The 17,149-nt window shown below is 63.2% G+C and carries 15 protein-coding genes; 13 read left to right on the top strand and 2 right to left on the bottom strand.

The genetic code is table 11. The annotated features are described in order from the left end of the window. Positions 1 to 14: 14 nt before the first annotated feature. Complete coding sequence (locus tag NKH19_RS31545) at positions 15 to 2,816, top strand: nitrate reductase (RefSeq protein WP_352983636.1); 2,802 nt, start codon at positions 15 to 17, stop codon at positions 2,814 to 2,816. Between the two features lie 137 nt (positions 2,817 to 2,953). Next, the gene (locus NKH19_RS31540) at positions 2,954 to 3,220 is read left to right on the top strand and encodes a BrnA antitoxin family protein (RefSeq protein WP_352873713.1); all 267 of its coding nucleotides are present in this window, start codon (positions 2,954 to 2,956) and stop codon (positions 3,218 to 3,220) included. Between the two features lie 440 nt (positions 3,221 to 3,660). On the opposite strand, the gene NKH19_RS31535 is transcribed toward NKH19_RS31540, so the two are convergent. Beyond that, a complete protein-coding gene (locus NKH19_RS31535) occupies positions 3,661 to 4,056 on the bottom strand; it encodes a hypothetical protein (protein ID WP_352873711.1) in 396 nt (131 codons plus the stop codon). 88 nt (positions 4,057 to 4,144) lie between these two features. Between NKH19_RS31535 and NKH19_RS31530 the strand changes: the two genes are divergently transcribed. The 8 genes from NKH19_RS31530 (at position 4,145) to NKH19_RS31495 (ending at position 12,567) form a co-directional block, all read left to right on the top strand. Beyond that, on the top strand, positions 4,145 to 5,116 hold the full coding sequence (locus NKH19_RS31530) for an SDR family oxidoreductase (RefSeq protein WP_352873709.1): 972 nt from the start codon (positions 4,145 to 4,147) through the stop codon (positions 5,114 to 5,116). A gap of 355 nt (positions 5,117 to 5,471) precedes the next feature. Then, positions 5,472 to 6,245: an SDR family NAD(P)-dependent oxidoreductase gene (locus tag NKH19_RS31525; protein WP_352873707.1), complete on the top strand. Its 774-nt coding sequence runs from the start codon at positions 5,472 to 5,474 to the stop codon at positions 6,243 to 6,245. Positions 6,246 to 6,451: 206 nt separating this feature from the next. Beyond that, entirely contained in the window at positions 6,452 to 7,774 is a 1,323-nt protein-coding gene (gene hisD / locus NKH19_RS31520) for a histidinol dehydrogenase (RefSeq protein ID WP_352873705.1), read from the top strand. A gap of 15 nt (positions 7,775 to 7,789) precedes the next feature. Continuing rightward, positions 7,790 to 8,815, top strand: coding sequence for a zinc-dependent alcohol dehydrogenase (locus tag NKH19_RS31515; RefSeq protein ID WP_352873704.1), 1,026 nt, complete (start codon positions 7,790 to 7,792; stop codon positions 8,813 to 8,815). 32 nt (positions 8,816 to 8,847) lie between these two features. Further along, positions 8,848 to 9,579, top strand: a complete 732-nt coding sequence (gene hutC / locus NKH19_RS31510; RefSeq protein WP_352873702.1) for a histidine utilization transcriptional repressor HutC — start codon at positions 8,848 to 8,850, stop codon at positions 9,577 to 9,579. 295 nt (positions 9,580 to 9,874) lie between these two features. Beyond that, on the top strand, positions 9,875 to 10,882 hold the full coding sequence (locus tag NKH19_RS31505) for an ABC transporter substrate-binding protein (protein ID WP_352873715.1): 1,008 nt from the start codon (positions 9,875 to 9,877) through the stop codon (positions 10,880 to 10,882). A 28-nt stretch (positions 10,883 to 10,910) separates the two neighbouring features. After that, complete coding sequence (locus tag NKH19_RS31500) at positions 10,911 to 11,774, top strand: ABC transporter permease (RefSeq protein WP_502911086.1); 864 nt, start codon at positions 10,911 to 10,913, stop codon at positions 11,772 to 11,774. 10 nt (positions 11,775 to 11,784) lie between these two features. Beyond that, on the top strand, positions 11,785 to 12,567 hold the full coding sequence (locus NKH19_RS31495; protein ID WP_352873698.1) for an ABC transporter ATP-binding protein: 783 nt from the start codon (positions 11,785 to 11,787) through the stop codon (positions 12,565 to 12,567). Between the two features lie 120 nt (positions 12,568 to 12,687). Here the strand turns inward: NKH19_RS31495 and NKH19_RS31490 are convergent, their stop codons facing one another. Further along, positions 12,688 to 13,776: a LacI family DNA-binding transcriptional regulator gene (locus NKH19_RS31490; RefSeq protein WP_352873696.1), complete on the bottom strand. Its 1,089-nt coding sequence runs from the start codon at positions 13,774 to 13,776 to the stop codon at positions 12,688 to 12,690. 286 nt (positions 13,777 to 14,062) lie between these two features. Here NKH19_RS31490 and NKH19_RS31485 point away from each other — a divergent pair, with 286 nt between their 5' ends. From NKH19_RS31485 to NKH19_RS31475, 3 genes are all read left to right on the top strand, one after another. Next, a complete protein-coding gene (locus NKH19_RS31485; protein ID WP_502911087.1) occupies positions 14,063 to 14,848 on the top strand; it encodes an ABC transporter substrate-binding protein in 786 nt (261 codons plus the stop codon). Positions 14,849 to 14,930: 82 nt separating this feature from the next. Continuing rightward, on the top strand, positions 14,931 to 16,472 hold the full coding sequence (locus NKH19_RS31480; RefSeq protein WP_352873692.1) for an amino acid ABC transporter permease/ATP-binding protein: 1,542 nt from the start codon (positions 14,931 to 14,933) through the stop codon (positions 16,470 to 16,472). A 92-nt stretch (positions 16,473 to 16,564) separates the two neighbouring features. After that, positions 16,565 to 17,149: NAD(P)/FAD-dependent oxidoreductase (locus NKH19_RS31475; RefSeq protein ID WP_352873691.1), on the top strand; the 585-nt coding region annotated here is incomplete at its 3' end.

The following is a 17,149-nucleotide window of genomic DNA, read 5'->3' as shown; positions in this document are numbered from 1 at the left end:
CCTCCCGCGCGGGTGTGGGGGGGGGGGGGGTGGGGGGGGGGCGCGGTGGCCGGGGGGCGCCGGGCCCGCCCCCCCCCCCCCCCCCCCCCCCCCCCGACCATCCGGCCAATTTCGGCCGGCTCTGCTCCAAGGGTTCGGCACTGGCCGAGACCATCGACCTCGATGGCAGGCTGCTTCATCCGGAGATCCATGGCCGCCGCGCCGGCTGGGACGAGGCGCTCGACCTCGTCGCCTCGACCTTCTCGCAAACCATCGCCGAGCACGGCCCCGATTCGGTTGCCTTCTATGTCTCCGGCCAGTTGCTGACCGAGGACTACTATGTCGCCAACAAGCTGATGAAAGGTTTTATCGGCTCGGCCAACATCGACACCAATTCGCGCCTGTGCATGGCCTCCTCGGTCGCCGGCCATCGCCGTGCCTTCGGCGCCGATACGGTGCCGGGAACCTATGAGGATCTGGAGCTTTCCGACCTCATCGTGCTGGTCGGCTCCAACCTCGCCTGGTGCCATCCAGTGCTCTACCAGCGCATCGCGGCGGCCCGGGAAAAGCGGCCGGAGATGAAGATCGTGCTGATCGATCCGCGTCGCACGATGACCGCCGACATCGCCGACATGCACCTGGCGATCGCGCCGGATGGCGACGTTGCCCTGTTCACCGGCTTGCTCGCCTATCTCGGCCAGCACAATGCGCTCGACCGCGCCTATATCACGGCGCACACAACCGGCTTCGGGCAAGCGCTTTTCGCCGCCTCCGCGCTCGACCTTGCCGGCACCGCCGCCGCCACGGGCCTGAGCGAGGACGAGCTTGGCCGATTCTACGGCCTGTTCGCCGCGACCGCGAAAACCGTGACGGTTTACAGCCAGGGCGTGAATCAGTCGTCTTCAGGCACCGACAAGGTCAACGCCATCATCAACTGCCATCTGGCCACCGGCCGCATCGGCAAGCCGGGGGCAGGGCCGTTTTCGGTGACCGGCCAGCCGAATGCCATGGGCGGTCGCGAGGTCGGCGGCATGGCCAACATGCTGGCCGCTCACATGGAGATCGAAAACCCGGAACATCGTGACCGCGTGCAGCGATTCTGGAATGCACCGACCATTGCCCAAAAGCCCGGCCTGAAGGCGGTCGAGATGTTCCAGGCGCTGGCCGATGGGCGCATCAAGGCGCTATGGATCATGGCCACCAACCCGGTCGATTCAATGCCGGACGCCGACGCCGTCGAAGCGGCGATCATGGCGTGCCCATTCGTCGTGGTGTCGGACGTGCTGTCCCAGACCGACACCGTGCGCCACGCCCATGTCCGGCTGCCCGCCGCCGCCTGGGGCGAGAAGGACGGCACCGTCACCAATTCCGAGCGCCGCATCTCGCGCCAGCGCGCTTTTCTGCCGGTGCCCGGCGAGGCTAGGCCCGACTGGCGGATTGTTGCCGAGGTGGGCAAAAGGATGGGCTTTGGCGAGGCGTTTTCCTATGCGGCGCCGGCGGAGGTGTTTGCCGAGCATGCCGCGCTGTCGGGTTTTGAAAATGATGGTGCGCGGGATTTCGACATTGGCGCTTATGTCGGGGTTGATGCGGAGGGGTATGAGGCGCTTGAGCCGTTCCAGTGGCCAGCGCCGAGCCAAGGCACCCCCCTCTGGCCTGCCGGCCATCTCCCCCGCAAGGGGGGAGATCGGCTCCCGCCACGGCCTTCGCCGACTACCAACGATGCAGGAGATATGCGAGCATCAAAGCTGCCAATCTCCCCCCTTGCGGGGGAGATGGCCGGCAGGCCAGAGGGGGGTGCCTGGGCTGAACCTCAACCCACCCGCTTCTTCGCCAACGGCAATTTCTACACACCCGACGGCAAGGCGCGCTTCATTGCCATCCGCCCCACCACAGAAATCCGCACCAGCCCGGACTATCCGCTGATCCTCAACACCGGCCGTATCCGCGACCACTGGCACACCATGACGCGGACGGGGAAAAGCCCGCGGCTTTCCCAGCACATCGCCGAGCCCTTCGTCGAAATCCATCCGGCGGATGCGCAGCGCTTCGGCATCGGCGACGCCGACATCGTGCGCGTTTCCACTCCTCGCGGCGAGGTGCTGGTGCGCGCGCTGGTGACAGCACGCCAGCGCCAGGGCAGCCTGTTTGCACCGATGCACTGGACCGACCAGTTTGCGGCAAAGGGCCGGCTCGATGCACTGACCGCGCCGCTGACGGATCCGGTCTCCGGCCAGCCGGCGCTGAAACATGTCGCGGCCCGCATCGAGAAATTCGCCGCGAAGGCCTTCGGCTTCGCCGTGATGCGCCAGAGGCCGGCGCATGTAGCAGCAGCTTACTGGGCCGTGGCCAAATGCAAGGGCGGCTGGCGGGTCGAGCTTGCCTTTGCCGATGACGACATCGACTGGGCCGGCTTCGCCGGGTCACTGTTCGGCGCGCCCCCGGGTGCCGAAATCCTCGCCTATCACGACCGCGATGCCGGCCAGCATCGCATCGCCGCCTTCGACGGCGATCAATTGTCCGGCGCCTTGTTCGTCGCCCCCGGTCCTGTCGCGGTGTCGCGCGGCTGGGCGGCGCAACAGTTGAGCGCCGATCATGTCGACCGGCGCGGCAGGTTGGCGATCGTGGCCGGGCGGCCGGGCGGGATCGACGTCGACCGCGGCGCCATCGTCTGCTCTTGTTTCGGCGTCGGCGCCAACCAGATCGCGGAAGCGGTGCGCCAGGGTTGCGGCAGCGTCGCGGCAATCGGCGCGGCCCTGCACGCCGGGACGAATTGCGGCTCCTGCCGCGCTGAGATCAGGGTCATCGTCGACGCACAAATCCTTCAGGCAGCCGAGTGACGAGCAGGGTGGGAGAGTGTGCCCGACATCCAGGGTCCGCTCGAAGACCAAAAGGACCTGCGCGACGGCGCCAGTTGGGCTAAGGTGGTGCAAGCGTGCAGTTTCGAGCACGAATCGTCTTCAGTCAGGGTCATCCAATGGCAAATCCCCCGCGCCGACCAACAAATCCGATGACGGCCGCCGAGGCGGCTTTCAAGCCGGTGAAGAAGCCGGCTGCCCCGGTTCGTGAGCCCTCGGCCGCTCCAGGCGTCAGGGAGCTTGTTTCGATCAGGATCGACCGCGCCGTTCTGGACCATTTCCAGGAGGATGGACCCGGTTGGCAGGACCGCATCAACGACGCCTTGCGGCAGGCGATAGAAGGCAAGCCTGATGTCGCCAAGGGCAATCGTTCAGACGACGAGTAGCGTCTGTTCGGACTCACACCTCGACGTGCAGGATGTAGAGCTTGCGCGTCTTCTCGTGGATCGTCCATTGGCCTTTCCAGACTTTCGGTGTCGCGCGATGCGGTGAAACTGCGGGGCGTGCACTCCCAGACGCCGACCGTCCGGCAGGTCCACAATGCCGTCGACGCTTCGAACTGATCGTCGCTGATCGAGGTCGGCTTGGGCTCGGGCACGCCGAGGTCGATCGAGGTGCGGAGATCGACGCTTCTTGGTCTGCGGCCCGACGCGGCCGCGCTGCGCCTCGCCCTGCGAGACCAAGCCTTCCTGCTCGAGCGAACGGACGATGACCGAGGCGCAGGTATATCGCAGGTTCCTCCAGCGATACATCGATACGGGGCCGAACGATGCGTTTGGCCCCGTATCGATGTGGCCAAGCCCTGCGCCGGTAGACGTGCGTCGATCTAAAGCATTGCCCCCGGAGGAACATCATCGGCGGACGCTTTGGTTTGGCGATCGAAAACGACCGCCAGGCCATTCTGGACGGCAAGCGAGGCGACCTTGTCGTCGAGTTCGCGATCGGGAATGGCAGGTTTGAGGACTTTCCGGATGGCCTGATAGGCCTGCTCGGTCGACACATAGTCGTAGCGCTTTTTGCGCGCTTCCACATATTGCTCGATGAGAATGCCCAACCGGCGGGCGGCGATGTCATCTGGTTGCTGCAAGGGAGCCTCCTCAAGCGTCGATGGTTTGCAGACCCCCGAGATGTAAAAACCCGCGCCGCGAAAGTTAAGGCCCGAGGTCGGCCAAAGCCAAATAAATACGCCATCGACATCGATGAACCGCGCGGCAGCCAACAAGCCTGGCTCAAAATCGGATGAGAAACGATCGGTCCTGAGTGGGGAACGATCCGCCCGCTGCGACATTTTCCGCAGAAGGAGGCACGCCATGCTTACAAACGACGATACCGCGAAGGCCACCCAAAAGCAGCGTCGCATACAGCGCAAGGTGGACCTCGACGACCGCGGCAAGGATGGGTCGAAACCGGATCGCGCCATGCAGGCCGGCGCACGCAATTATCCCGCGCCGCCTTTCCCCAAACAGCATCATCCCAAGCCTGGCGAGGAGGGGCGGGTTGTGCCCGCGCCGCTGTACGATGCGCCGTACTGGATCGGCTCGCGGAAGCTGGACGGCAAGATAGCGCTCATCACCGGCGGCGATTCCGGTATCGGCCGCGCGGTCGCGGTTCTTTTTGCGCGCGAGGGAGCGGACGTGGCGATCGTCTATCTGGCCGAAGACAAGGATGCAGAGACGACCAGGCAGGCCGTCGAGGCGGAAGGCCGGCGCTGCGTGCTGCTGCGCGGAGACGTGTCCAGGCGGGCCTTCTGTCGCCGGGCGGTTGCCGCGACTGTGAAGCAGTTGGGCGGCCTCGACGTACTTGTCAACAATGCCGCTTTCCAGGTGCACTCGGCCGATTTCGCCGACCTGACCGAGGAGCATTTCGACACAACGCTGAAGACCAACCTCTACGGCTATTTCCATATGGCGCAGGAGGCGGTGCCGCATATGAAGCCAGGCTCGGCCATCGTCAATACTGGCTCCGTGACAGGCATAGACGGCTCCAAGGCGCTCGTCGACTATTCGATGACCAAGGGCGGCATCCATGCCTTTACGAGAGCGCTGTCGGGCAACCTCATCGGCAAGGGGATCAGGGTGAACGCAGTGGCGCCAGGACCTGTCTGGACCCCGCTGAACCCCTCGGACAAGAAGGCCGATGACGTTTCGAAGTTTGGTGCCGACACGCCCATGAAGCGTCCGGCGCAGCCTGAGGAACTGGCACCGGCCTACGTGTTTCTCGCTTCGGCGCAGTGCTCCAGCTACATCACGGGCGAGATCCTGCCGGTCGTCGGCGGCTATTGATCCCGGCATCGCTGGCTGGCGGCTAGGCGCGGTGCCGGCAGACGGGCGTTCACAGCAGCTCCGATAGAACGGCCATGAAGTGGTCATTCTCCGAAGCCGAGCCGATGCTGACCGAGGCTTTCGACACAGCAGGCTCCTCTGCGGCAGGCCGACAGGTTCCCGTCATCGGCAGGTTCTCAAACACGGGGTTTCGCTGCATCCTCCCAGGTGCAAGCCCGGTTGCCGACAGGGGCTCGTGCGGCGAATTTCATCATCCGTAGCGTAGCCGAAACAGTTTGTATATGCTTGTATATGTAACCTGCGACCTGATAGCGTCGAAGCCGGCGTCGAAGCCGGCACCGCCAAGGAGGATCACATGCGCAATGCTTCTCTCTTCGATCTGTCCGGCAGAAAGGCGCTTGTCACCGGTGCAAGCCGCGGCATCGGGCGCAGCATCGCCGAGGCGCTCAGCGCGGCCGGCGCCGACGTCGCGGTCACGGCGCGCGGCCTGGCCTCGCTTGAGGACACGACGGCAGCCATCCGCGCGGCCGGCGGGGTGGCGCACGCCATCGCTCTAGACGTCACCGATGTCGAGCGGTGCCGGGCGGCCACCGCCGAGGCCGCCAGTCTGCTTGGCGGTCTCGACATTCTCGTCAACAATGCCGGGACGGAAGAGGTTCGGCCGTCGCTCGATGTCGATGAGGCGCTCTGGGACAGGATCGTCGATACAAATCTGAAGGGAGCGTTCTTCTGCGCCCAGGCCGCCGCGCGGCAGATGCGGGACGGCGGCCGGTCCGGCGCCATCATCAATCTGTGCTCGCTGACATCCGAAGTCGGAATTCCGACGGCAGTGCCGTATGGCTCATCGAAATCGGGCCTGCTCGGCATGACGCGGGCGCTTGCGGCGGAGTGGGCGGAGCTTGGCATCCGGGTCAACGCCATTGCGCCGGGCTATTTCAGGACGGCGATGACTGACGTTTTCTACAGCAACGAGGCATGGCGGCACTCCATGCTGGCCAAGATCCCGCAGCGCCGTTTCGGCGATCTCCGCGACCTGCACGGCATCGCGGTGTTCCTCGCTTCGGACGCCGCGGCCTATATCACCGGCCAGTCCATCCCGGTCGATGGCGGCTTTCTCGCCTCGATCTGATGAGCGGTTTGTCTCCGCGGTTTCGACCGGAAGGATGATGGAAAAATTGCTGGCGACCATCATACATACATGTATATACTTTTGCCCAACCGAAGCCGTCTCGATGGCTTTTATTCTTGTCCCGGGCCGACCTGTTGGCCAGCGGATTATGGCCAACCAGCGCCAACCGTCATTGCGTTCCAAGAATTCCAGGAGAACGAGCAGCCATGTCCGACATCAGCTTCCATGATTTGTCATCCATCGATGCCGACCAGCGCGCCAGTCTGCTGAAGCGCGCCGAGGCCGATCTGACGGTCGTCGTCGAGAAGGTCCGGCCGATCATCCAGGCCGTCAAGGACGAAGGCGATGCCGCGTTGATCCGGTTTGCCAGGGAACTCGACAAGGCCAACGTCGCCGAGGGTGAACTGCAAGTGTCCGAGAGGGAATTCGACGCGGCGTTCGACAAGGTCGAAAAGGATGTCGTGGAGAGCATCCAGTTCGGCATCGACAACATCCGGCATTTCCACGAGGAGCAGAAGCCGGAAACGATGTGGCTCAAGGAAGTCCGGCCGGGTGCCTATGCCGGCGACAGGTACACGCCGATCGCGTCCGTTGCGCTTTACGTGCCGCGTGGCAAGGGCGCTTTCCCGTCGGTGACGATGATGACGTCGGTTCCGGCGGTGATTGCCGGCGTGCCGCAAATCGCCATCGTGACGCCGGCGACAGCGGATGGTTCGGTGGACGCGGCGACGCTGGTCGCCGCGCGCCTCGCCGGCGTGGGGACCGTCTACAAATGTGGCGGTGCGCAAGCCGTCGCCGCCGTCGCCTACGGCACCGAGACGGTGAAGCCCGCGCTCAAGATCGTCGGACCCGGCAGCCCGTGGGTGGTGGCGGCCAAGAGCGTCCTGTCCTCGGTCATCAATACGGGTCTTCCAGCCGGCCCGTCGGAAGCGATCATCTTTGCCGATGACAGCGTCGACGGCGGGCTTGCCGCGCTTGATCTTCTCATCGAAGCCGAGCACGGGCCGGATTCGTCGGCCTATCTGGTGACACACAGCCGCAAGGTCGCCGAAGCCGCATTGGCTGCAATCCCCGAACACTGGTCGCGGATGACCGAACAGCGTGTCGAGTTCTCGCGCGCGGTGCTGACCGGCAAGCGCGGCGGCATCGTGCTGACCGCGTCGCTGGAAGACAGCTACCGCTTCATCAACGACTATGCCCCCGAACATCTCGAGATACTGTCGACGGAGCCGTTCGCGCATCTCGGGCGCATCACCGAGGCGGCCGAAATTCTCATGGGACCGCACACGCCGGTGACCCTTGCCAACTTCGTCCTCGGACCCAATGCCGTGCTGCCGACCAGCCGCTGGGCGCGAACCTACGGGCCGCTTTCGGTGACGGATTTCGTCAAGCGCTCGTCGGTCGGCTATGTCACCTCGGCCGCCTATCCGGAACTGGCGCTGCATGCCCGCAGGCTCGCCCGCTACGAAGGATTCAGCTCGCATGAGAACGCGGTCTCGGAAATCCGCGACCGCTATCTCGCCGGCTGAGCGGACACGATCGCGATGAAGGCCGCACGACTTTATGGACCCGGCGACCTGCGCGTCGAGGATATCGCCACGCCGGACGCGCCGGATGCGGGCTGGGTCAAGCTGAGGGTCGATGCCGCCGGCATCTGTGGTTCGGATCTACACAATTTCCGCACGGGCCAGTGGATAAGCCGGGCGCCTTCGACGGCCGGTCATGAGCTGACCGGCACGGTGACCGCCATCGGCGCGTGCGTCGACAGCTTCGCCCTCGGCGACAGGGTGGTTGCCGATTCCCGTTTCTGGTGCGGCGACTGCGCGCAATGTCGTGCCGGCAGGCGGCATCTCTGCGCGTCGCTGGGCTTCGTGGGAGAAATCTGCGACGGCGGATTTGCAGAACAGGCCGTGTTGCCCGCGCGGCTCTTGCATATCATCGATGCCGAGCTCGACGAACGGGTCGCGGCGATGGCCGAGCCGCTGGCGGTGGCGCTGCACGCGGTGCGGCGCCTGCCGAAGACGGCGGGCTCGGTGCTGGTCGTCGGCTGCGGTCCCATCGGCGGTCTCGCCGCGCTGCTGCTTTCGCGGACCTTTGCCGGCACCGTGCTCGTCGCCGACCGCAACCAGGCCCGTTGCGCCCGTGTGGTGCGGGTGACGGGGGCAACGATCGTCGATCTGAACCGGGATGCCATTGCCGCCGCCACCGCCAATGCCCCGTTGCTCGCGGCCATCGAAGCGACCGGCAGCATCGCGGCACTCAACCAGTTGCTCGGCGTCCTCGATCCCGGCGGCACGGTCGCCATGGTCGGCATCTTCCATGGCCGCCTCGACATCGATCCCAATAGTCTGGTCGAACGCGAAATCGGATTGCTGGGATGTCACGCCTTTGCCGACGAACTGCCCGAGGCCGTCCGGATGCTGGGTGAACTCAGCGAGCCGCTGCTGGCCCTGATCGACCAAGAGATCGGCCTGGATGAGGTTCCCGCCGCCTATGAGCGGCTGTTGGCGGGGCGCAGCGACGGCTTGAAAACAATCATCCGCATGCGGCAACCTGTCGAGCAGTCGTGATTTCCGATAAATCGCCGGGAAGGACTTTTGAAATGATCACGTTGCCCGATACGGCCAGCCCTCTCTACGAGAAGGTGAAGGACTACATCCTGACCAACATCGGAAAAGGCCAGTGGAGCAAGGATCGCAAGCTGCCGTCCGAGAATGAGCTGGTGGCGTCGCTCGGCGTATCGCGGATGACGGTGCACCGGGCCTTGCGGGAACTGACCGCGGCGGGGTTCCTGACCCGGCTGCAAGGTGTGGGGACCTTCATTGCACCGCCGCGGCCGCAATCGACGCTGATCGAGATCAACAATATCGCGGCGGAAATCGTCCAGCGCGGCAACAGGCATCGCTCCGAGGTCCTCGTGCTCGAAACGATCATGCCGACAAAGGAGTTGGCGCTGTCGTTCGAATTTCCAAAGCGTGTCTCCATCTATCATTCCGTCGTCGTCAATTTCGAGAACGATCTGCCGGTGCAGGTGGAAGAGCGCTTCGTCAATCCGGCTCTGATACCCGACTACGACAAGCAGGATTTTTCGAAGACGGCGACTTACGACTACTTGATGCAGAAAACCCCGGTGACCGAGGTCGAGCATATCATCTCGGCGATCCCGGCCGATGCCGAGACGGCGCGGCATCTGGCTATCGATGTCGGCGCCTGCTGCCTATTCCTGCACCGCCGGACATGGACGGGCGCGGTGGTGGCCACGATCAGCAAGCTGACTTATGCCGGCAGCCGCTACTCGCTCGGCAGCCGCTATTCCCCTTCCAAAAACAGCTGACGGCAACGCTGCGACGCAAGACGGAAAGGTTTCGTTGCCAATGTATATACATGCATTGAGGGCAGACGGATGCGCCCGATCAAAGTGGAAGTTGGAGCCCAACTAGGTTGTATATGCATGTATGTATTTTAGCCTTGACATCCGCTCCGGCTGACGCTGAAATATCTTCGCACTTCACCCTGAAGTGGCAGGTAAGACGCCAAGGCACAGTGCCGCAAGAGCAGAAACCCGCAGTCTCACCAGACCGGATGCCTGGGTAAGAAAAGCGGTCTGATCATCAAGGGGAACAAAGATGATGCGTAACCTAACAGGACAATTTCGCGCGCTCGTGATGGCCGCCGCCATCGGGCTCGCCGCCGCCCCGGCAGCCCACGCTGCCGATGCGGCTATTCCCACCACGCCCGAGGCGGGAGCGTTCAAGATCGGCATCGAGCCGTGGCTTGGCTATGGCCAGTGGCATGTCGCCGAGGCCAAGGCGCTGTTCAAGGCAAACGGCCTGACGGACGTCCAGATCGTCAACTTCGCCGAGGACAAGGACATCAACGCAGCACTCGCAAGCGGCCAGCTCGACGCCGCCAACATCGCCACCCACACGGCGATGGGCATGGTTGCGGCCGGCCTGCCGGTGAAGATCGTGCTGCTGCTCGACGTCTCCATGACCGCCGATGCCATCATCGCCGGCAAGGACGTCACCTCCATCGCGGACCTCAAGGGTAAGCAAGTCGCCTTCGAGGAAGGCACGACGAGCGACATCCTGCTCAAATACGCACTCGCCAGGAACGGCATGTCGATCGACGACGTGAAGCCGGTTCCGATGCCGGCGTCCGACGCCGGCAGCGCCTTGATCGCCGGCCAGGTGCCGGTCGCGGTGACCTATGAACCGTACCTCACCGTCGCCATGGCGCAGAACAAGGATCTTAAGCTGCTGTTCACCGCCGGCGAGGATCCCGGCCTGATCAGCGACGTGCTGGTGGTGCGCGACGAGGTGATCAAGTCGCGGCCCGGCCAGGTGCTGGCCATGATCAAGAGCTGGGACGCGGCGCTCAAGGATTACAATGCCGACACGCCTGGTGGCCGAGCCATCATCGCCAAGGCGGTCGGTTCGGACGTCAAGGACCTCGACACCGCCTTTGACGGCGTGCGCTACTACTCGCTCGCCGAAAACAAGACGGCGCTCACCGGCGACTTCACCACCAAGACCTTCGCCGATGTCGAGGCCGCCGCCAAGAACGCCAAGCTGCTGCAGGCCGATGTGACGCCGGAGCAGATGATCGACCCGTCCTTCGTCAAGGCGGCGGAATGACCAAGGCCGGACCGAGGTGGTGACGCGAATGTCCGGGGAGCGTCCCGCTCAAACGGATCCGGCTCGTCCCCCACCGGGACCGGCCGTGAAACCGGCGAGGCGCCGCCGATCCTCCGGGATCGGCGTGCCCATCGCCAGGTCGCGTTTCCTGACGATCGCCGTGGCTGTCTTTGTCGGGCTTGGCCTTGCCTGGTGGGCGGCGACCGGACTGGGATTGGTGAAGCCCATCTTCCTGCCGTCCCCGGGCAGCGTCGCGACGCAGATTGCCAAGCTCGCGGGCGACGGCACGTTGTGGCTGGACCTCAAAGCCTCGATGTACCGCATTTCCATCGGTTTCCTCATCGCCTCGGCGCTATCGATACCGATCGGCGTGCTGATCGGCAGTTTCCGTTCCTGGGAAGCGGCCATCGAGCCGCTGGTGGATTTCATCCGCTACATGCCGGTCGTTGCCTTCGTGCCGCTCTCCATCCTGTGGGCGGGCACCGGCGATTCGCAGAAGTTCCTGATCATCTTCATCGGCACCTTCTTCCAGCAGGTGCTGATGATCATGGACAATGTGAAACGGGTTCCCGCCGATTTCATCGGCCTTGGGCGCACGCTCGGCCTGCCGGATCGCAAGATACTGACGCGCATCGTCGTGCCCAGTGCGTTGCCGGGTATCTGGGATACGCTGCGCATCAGCCTGGGCTGGGCATGGACCTGGCTGGTGCTGGCCGAACTTGTCGCGGCGACTTCGGGTCTCGGCTATCGCATCACCGTGTCGCAGCGCTATTTCCAGACCAACACCATCATCGGCTACATCCTGCTGCTTGGCCTGCTCGGCCTCATCACCGACCAGGTGATGAAGGCGCTGGAAAAGGTGTTGTTCAAGCAAGAGGGCCGCTCGCAATGAGGAACGGTCGATGAGCCCTCCCAAATTGCGGATCGCCGGTCTGCACAAGAGCTTCGGCACGGGCGAGCGGCGCACGGAAGTGCTGCGCGACATCAACCTCGATCTTGCCGACAATGAGTTCGTCTCCCTGGTCGGCACATCGGGCTGTGGCAAGAGCACGCTGCTGTCGATCGTGGCCGGGTTGCAGGATTTCGACGCCGGCGATCTCAGCATCGATGGCGCGCCCATCCTGCAGCCGGGGCTCGACCGCGGCGTCGTCTTCCAGTCCTACACGCTGCTCCCCTGGCTGACGGCGCGGCAGAACATCGAGTTTGCCCTCAAGGCCGCCGGCTACGATCGCTCGACCTGCCGCAGCATCGCGCTGGAGCATCTCGAACTCGTCAAGCTGTCGGATAGTGCCGATCGCTATCCGGCCGAACTCTCGGGCGGCATGAAACAGCGCGTCGCCATTGCGCGTGCGCTTTCCTATCGGCCCAAGATGCTGTTGATGGACGAGCCCTTCGGCGCCCTCGATGCGTTGACCCGGCACCAGATGCAGGAACTGCTGACCCAGATCTGGGAGGAACACAGGTTGACCGTCCTGTTTGTCACCCATGACGTGGAGGAGGCCGTCTATCTGTCGGACCGGATCGTCGTCATGGGGATCGGTCCGGGCCGCATCACGCAGACCTTCAACGTCGATATCGAGCGCCCGCGCCGCGAAGAGGTGATGGAAAGCCCTGCATTCATGGATATACAGCGCGGCGTACACAAGGCCATCCGCGAGGGCTCAAAACGCCCCGAAATGGCGTAGTTGGGCGACTGCGTGAGCGCGGGCGACTGTTCGGGATGTGAAACGTCTGTCTGAATAGGATCGAGAGGCGTCTCATCTGCTGCGCGTCCTCGCCTAATCGCTCTTACTCGGTGAAACCCGTCAGGGCTTCACCGGTGGCCCTATCATCGGCGGCCCCACAGAGCCCCTTTCGATAATAGCGGTTGGCAGGACGAGCCGCTCCGACGGTCGCATTTCGCCCTTCAGACGGCGAATGAGAAGTTCCGCGACACTCTTGCCAAGCGCATAGACGGGCTGGTCGATGACGGTGATGGGCGGTGTGGTGACGCTCGTCCAGTCCGCATCATGGAAGGTGATCAGCGAAATGTCGTCGGGAACCCGCAAGCCGCGCTGGCGGATCACCCTGAAGATCTCCAGCGCTATGACGCTGTCGGAGGCAAGGATCGCCGTCGGCCGATCTGGCCCGGACAGCAGTTTGTCGGCAACCCTGCGCGTTTCGGCGGGGCTTGTTGCACCAAGGCGAACATAATTTTCCGGCCGATCAATTCCGGCATCTCGGCACACGGTGAGGAAACCGTCGATACGCTCGCGAACCGACGAGGTGTAGATTTGCCCGAGATCGCGGTATTCATGCCCTTCGGCGTCGACTGCGGTCACATAGGCGATGTTACGGTGGCCGGCATCCGCAAGAATGCGGGTCGCCCGCATGGCGATGCCGCGATCGTCGACCGTGACGGTATCGACATCCAGATCGGGCAGCGCCCTATCAAGCAGGGCAAGCGGCCGGCCTGAACGATGGATGTCGCGCAGATGCGAGATGTCACGCGATTCCGATGGCGTGACGATCAGTCCGTCGACGCGCTTGCCGATCAGCAGCTTCACAGCTGCCTTTTCCGCCTCGATCTTCTCACCGGAGTTGGCCAGAATGACGTTGAACCCCGCGGCCTTTGCCGCATCGCTAATGCCGCGCACCGCAAGGCTGAAGAACGGGTTCTCGATGTCGCCGACCACCACCCCGATGATGCCGGACCTGCCGGTTGTCATGCTGCGAGCGAGCTCGTTCGGACGGTAGTCCAATGCCTTGGCTGCGGCCATGACGTCCGCGCGGATCATATCGCTGACGACGCCATATCCGCCGAGCACGCGCGCGGCTGTCGCTTTCGACACGTTCGCCGCGCGGGCGACGTCGCTGACTGTTATCGACCGGGTTTTGGGCGCGGTTGTTTTCATCGGATGAACGACTACAAGAGTTGTTGACGGAAGGTCAATCTGGCGATAACGATTATCAAAGAGACCGGTCTCACACAATAAGAGACCGGTCTCTTATGCGAATGAACGAGTCCTCAGAGCGTGGAGACTGTCGGCCGCGCAAGCCCGTGGCGGCGACGAACGATGCGAGGCGTGAAATTTACGGGCTCAACGCAAATGCCAAGAACAATAAACCCCAGAGTGGAGAGAAGACATGAGCAGGATTGGAATTCTCAAGTCATTGATATCGCCGATCCAGGTTGGCGCAATGGCTCTGATGGTTGTGTGCATCGGAGCGGGTTTGATTTCGCGGGCCGCGGCGGGTGACAATCCCTATGGTCTCATCGATGCGAAAGTCATCAGCGTCGGTACCATGGGAGACGCCAAACCCTATGCTTTCACCCAGGCGGATGGCACGTTCACGGGGTTCGACATTGAATTCTTTCGAAATGTCGCGAGCCGCCTTGGATTCAAACCGGATCAGGTGATCTTCACCGGTCAGGAGTTCTCGGCGCTGATGCCGTCGGTGGCCAATGAACGCTTCGACGTGGCGGTGGCGGCGATTGGTACGACGGAAGCGCGCAAGAAGACTGTCGACTTTTCGGACGGCTATCTCGCAGGCTATCTCTCGGTGCTCACAGCAGACAAGGCGATAAATTCGGCTGACGGGCTTAAAGGCAAGCGTCTTGGTGTCGTCCAGGGAACATTGCAGGAAATCTATGCAGCGAAGAATTTTGTCGGAACGGATCTCGTGAAATTCCCCGACAACAACTCCGCCGTTTCCGCGCTCAACAATGGAACTGTCGACGCCCATTTCCTCGACTACGAGGCTGCCAAGGACTATGGCGTCCGCTATCCGGACCTAAAGATCGCCGTTAACATCCCCTCCTTCGATGCGCCAGCGGGCTTCGTCGTGCGCAAGGGCAACGACAAGCTTCGCGATGCATTGAACACCTCCCTTCATGCGGCCATGCAGGACGGCACCTGGAAGACGCTTTATGAGAAGTGGTTCCCCGGCTCGCCGATGCCTGACCAATATCTCCCCAAGAAATGAACGAACTCAGCCGCCGGCCCTGATGGCCGGCGGCTGGCGCGCCTCTGGGCGGCGCGAACAGCGCAATGAAAAAGGGGACCGAATGGACTGGCTTGAAAACTTGCGTCGCAGTTTCCTCGACTGGCAAGCCATGGCGGATGTGCTGCCGAGCATGATCACCATCGGATTGAGGAACACCTTGATCCTTGCGGCCGCGTCAACGGTACTCGGTGTTGTTCTGGGGATGATCCTGGCGGTCATGGGCATCTCGCAATCTCTCTGGCTGCGCATTCCGGCCCGGGTCTACACGGATGTTTTCCGCGGCCTCCCGGCGATCGTGACCATTCTGCTGATCGGCCAGGGCTTCGCCCGCATCGGCCGCGAAATCTTCGGGCCTTCGCCCTATCCACTCGGCATTCTCGCCCTCAGCCTGATCGCCGGCGCCTATATCGGAGAAATCTTCCGCTCGGGCATCCAGAGCGTCGAGCGCGGGCAGATGGAAGCCTGCAAGGCGCTCAGCATGAGCTACGGGCAGGGCATGCGCCTGATCGTAATCCCGCAGGGTATCCGCCGCGTTCTGCCGGCTCTGGTCAACCAGTTCATTGGCAACGTAAAGGATTCGAGCCTCGTCTATTTCCTCGGATTGCTTGCGTCGGAGCGCGAGATTTTCCGCGTCGGCCAGGACCAGGCGGTGGTCACAGGAAACCTCTCGCCGTTGCTTTTGGCTGGCGTTTTCTATCTCGTCATCACCGTGCCGTTGACCCATGTGGTCAATTACATCGACAATTCGCTGCGGGTTGGAAAGCAAAAGGCCGGCCTCGTCACCAGCGGTCTTGCCGAGGTGAGCGAACTGGAAAGCGCCATCGGCGGCCCCCCTTCGGAGACCGGCTCCGAAGACCGCTCGGCGCTTCCCCGGTTCAAGGGCGGCAGTCTCGCCGTCAGCAATCTCGACATGGCCTATGGCGACCTAGATGTCCTCAAGGGTGTCAGCCTGATCGTCAAACCCGGCACCGTCACCTGCGTCATCGGTCCGTCAGGGTCGGGCAAGTCGACCCTGCTGCGCTGCCTTAACCGCCTGGTCGAGCCCAAGGGCGGTGACGTGCTGCTCGATGGCGCGAGCATTCTGACGATGAAGCCTGAAAAGCTACGCCGGCGTGTCGGCATGGTGTTCCAGCATTTCAACCTGTTTCCCGACCATACAGCCCTCGAAAACGTCATGCTGTCGCTGACCAAGGTCAAGGGCATTCCAGTGCAGGAGGCAGAGCGCATCGCCGAGGCCCGCCTTGCCGATGTTGGGCTTGCCGCACGCAAACACCATCGTCCCGGAAACCTGTCCGGTGGCCAGCAGCAGCGTGTCGCGATCGCTCGTGCACTGGCGATGGACCCTGAGGTCATCCTGTTCGACGAGGTGACCAGCGCTCTCGATCCCGAACTGGTGAAGGGCGTCCTCAACTTGATGGCGGACCTCGGCCAGCGTGGCATGACGATGGTCGTCGTCACCCACGAAATGGGCTTTGCCCGCAAGGTCGCCGATCAAGTCGTCTTCATGGATGAAGGCCGCGTCGTCGAGGCCGGCACGCCTGCCGCGATCTTCGACACTCCGCAAAGCAAGCGTCTGAAGCACTTCCTGGCCGAGGTGCTTTGATCGCACCATTGCAGGCTCTGAGACGCATCGAAAACAAGATGCCTTCGCCCCCGCCGTCCCGTCAAACCTCCACACAGTGAAAGAAATATCCCATGACTACATCGCATTCGGTCTCAAAGGTCGTTGTTGTCGGGGGCGGTATTTTCGGTGTCTCCTCGGCTGTTCATCTTGCAAGGCTCGGCATCGAAACCCTCCTGGTCAATGATGGACCGCTCGCCAGGGGAGCTTCCGGCCGCTCGCTCGCCTGGCTCAATTCCTCGCGCAAGCGGTCTGCTGAGTATCATCGGCTGCGCATGATTGGCATCGACCGCTACCGGACGCTGTCCGCGAGATATCCGGATGCCGCCTGGCTGCGTTTCGACGGCGGCCTGACATGGGACGCGGATGACGCCTCGAACGAGATCGCCGATGTCTTCGCCCATGAGAAACACCTGGGCTATGATGCGCGGCATCTGTCGTCAGATGCGATAGCGTCGGTCACCCCGGGCATAGATGCCAGCGCGGTCACACCTCAGGGCGCGATCTTCAACCCAGGCGAAGGCTGGGTCGATCTGCCGTCACTGATCGAGATATTGATTGAGGAATTCGTGGAGCGTGGCGGTCAGCTTGTCACCGAGGCTGGATGCGCTACGGTCATGATCGTCGATGGCCGTGCCACTGGCGTCACCACAACAAGC

The sequence above is a fragment of the Mesorhizobium sp. M1338 genome (assembly GCF_040318045.1).
GTDB lineage: Bacteria > Pseudomonadota > Alphaproteobacteria > Rhizobiales > Rhizobiaceae > Mesorhizobium.
This window is presented reverse-complemented; position numbering and strand designations above follow the sequence as displayed.